The organism is Streptomyces niveiscabiei, assembly GCF_001419795.1.
Lineage (GTDB): Bacteria > Actinomycetota > Actinomycetes > Streptomycetales > Streptomycetaceae > Streptomyces > Streptomyces niveiscabiei.
The window spans coordinates 1-2,716 of record NZ_LIRL01001141.1 but is presented as its reverse complement, the minus strand read 5'-3'; the positions used below and the strand labels follow the sequence as shown (position 1 = coordinate 2,716).

Here is a 2,716-nt window from a genome sequence, read left to right as displayed (position 1 = left end):
AACTGCCCCGCCTCACGTTCATCGAGTTCTCCGGCTGCCACCACCTCGACCTCACCCCCCTGGCACCCCTCTCCCACCTGGACATCCGCCTCCACCGCAGCAAGCAGACCCTCGGCACCGACCTCATTTCCCCGCCCCGCCTGATCCTCGACTGAGGAAAAACCAGTAGCCCCGCCCCTGCCTGCCCCCTACCGTCATCCCCACGGGGGCGGCTCCCCGGTGTGCTTCCTTCTCACTCCTGAAAAGTCCTAGCGCACCCCCTCTCCGCCCCCGCCTCTCACCTCACCTTCCCGGGGGACCCCTCTTGAGCGAACTCGCCTCCGTCCTGCTGCGCCGCCTCCGGGCCGTCTACGTCGACCAGCCGGGCCCGCGCCCGGGTGATCCTTCGACGGCGGGCGGCATGACAGCTCTGGAAGCCGAGTTGCTGGACCGGGGTTTCGCGCCGGACAGGGAGTTGAGGGGGGCGCTGGCCTGGCTGGGGCCGGCCGGACTGGCGAGGGCGGGGCGGGAGTTGATCGCGTGCATAGATGAAGAACTCGGCGCGGACCGCACGCACATGCCGCTGTTCCGGAACTTCCCGGTGTCGGTGCCGGAGGACACGGAGGCGCTGTGGGTGGACCGGGTCTTCACGCTGCTTCTCCAGTGGCCGGAACAGCCCTGCGTCCTGTGCGGAACGGTGGCGAGTGTGCACCCGGTGTCCCCGTGCGCGCACCTGGTGTGCCGGGAGTGCTGGGACGGCGCCGACTACGCGGGCTGCCCGATCTGCCACCGCAGGATCGACGCGGCGGACCCGTTCCTGAGGCCGGCCCGCCCGCAGCACCGGAACGAGGCCGCCGTGGGCCCGCTCAAGGTGCTGGCGCTGGGCAGGGACGCGCGCGCGGACGCGGGCGCGGCACTGCGGACGCTCCTGGCCCGCCGCACCCCGCTGCCGCCCCGGGACCGGGAGGATCTCGGCGTGCTGCTGGAGCACGCTCCGAAGGGCGTGGAGTGGTTCCCGCGGGATGTGCCGGTCCGGGAGACCAAGGCACTGGTGCTGGGCCGTCTGCTGGCCGCACAGGGCCGCCGTGAGGACGTTCTCCCGCTGCTGGACGCGCATCTGACGACCGCTACGGACGTGCTGCGGCTGCTGTGCGTGTGGTCCGGCGGAGAGGCGGACCTGATCGAGCCGCCGAGGATGCGCTCGCTCCCGCGCGCGCTCCGCCGGCGTCTGCTCGCCGTCCTGGAGCGCTGCCCCCGCCTGGTGGAGGACGTCCTGCGCCACCCGACGGCGTGGAAGCGCGCGGCCGAGACCCTGCACCCCTTCGAACACCACACCCGGCACCCCAGGGCGACCCTCGCCTTCGCGGTCCTGCGGGGCACGCCGATGACGGGGGACCTCGGCGAGGAGGTCCTGCGCACCGCGACCGCCCACCCCCACGAGGTCCGGATCGACGGCACCCGCGTGAGAGCGGCGACCTGGCACGCGCGCGTGGAGGAGGCCCTGGCCGGCAGAGACACCCGCGCGGCCCTGGACCTCCTCGCCGAACGCCCCGGCGAGCTGCTGCGCCGCCTGGACCACGTCCTGCGCCTGGACGGCCTCCCCACGCTCCCGGACGACTTCGCCGACGTCCTGCGCGCCGCCCTCCCCCAGGCGGGCCCCGCGCCTCTCCTGGCCGCCCTGGGGCGCCTGAGGGTCCGTCATCTTCCGGCCGCGCGCCGGGTGTTCTTCCCGCGCGGTCAGGTCACGCACGCGTACACGGTCGACGACACGCGCCCGCCGCTCGCCGAGGCGGTGACAGGGGCGGTGTGCGCGCTGCTGGAGGCGGAGGCGGTCCGGCGCCTCGCGTCGGCCCCGCGCGTGGAGCTGGCGGTGGTGGACTCGGCGCTGGCCGGGCTCGCCGTACCGGCGGCGGAGCGCGCGGACGCGAAGGCGCTGGTGTCGGTGCCGCGCGGGAGCACGCAGCCGCTGCCCCGGGGCGAGGTCCTGCGGCTGTTCCTGCACTGGACGGAGCCCGCGCGCACGCGCGTGGACCTCGATCTGTCGGTCGCCCTGTTCGACGAGGGCTGGGAGCAGGTCGGCCTGTGCGACTACACGAACCTGGTCCACGGCGAGCGCTGGGCGGTGCACTCCGGCGACCTGACGTCGGCTCCGGCGCCGGACGGCGCGACGGAGTACGTCGACCTGGACCTGAGTGCGCTGCGGGCGCACGGCGTGCGGTACGCGCTGCCGGTCGTCCTCAGCTTCAACAACATCCCCTTCGAGAAGCTCCTGGACGCGTTCGCCGGGTTCATGACCCTGCCCACGACGGCCACGACGGCCGGCGCGGCGTACGACCCCCGGACGGTACGCCAGCGGTACGACCTGGCCGGGGACTCGCGCATCCACGTCCCGATGCTGGTGGACCTCAAGGAGCGGACGTTCCTGTGGGTGGATCTGCATCTGTCGGGGTCCGAGGGGCTGCACAGCGTGGGCCGGCACTCGACGGCTCTCGCGCGGGCGGGCCGGGATCTGCACCAGTACTTCGCGTCGGGGCGCTCGACGCTGTGGGACCTGACGGTGTGGCACGCGTGTGCGCGTGCGCGGGAGGTGACGGTGATCCGGCGGGCGCCGGTGCCGGGGGCGCTCGACGAGCTGTGGCACTACCGGTGCGCTGACGGGGAGTCGGCCACGGCGTTCGCCGCGCGCGTACGCGTGCTGGACGCGCCCGACCGTCAGGAGCCGGTCGGCGACGCGGAC

Annotated in this window: 1 protein-coding gene; it reads left to right on the top strand. The window is 74.0% G+C overall.

The annotated features are described in order from the left end of the window. Positions 1-304 precede the first annotated feature (304 nt). The coding region (locus tag AOK24_RS41075) for an MXAN_6230/SCO0854 family RING domain-containing protein (RefSeq protein ID WP_055724998.1) at positions 305-2,716 on the top strand (2,412 nt) is incomplete at its 3' end.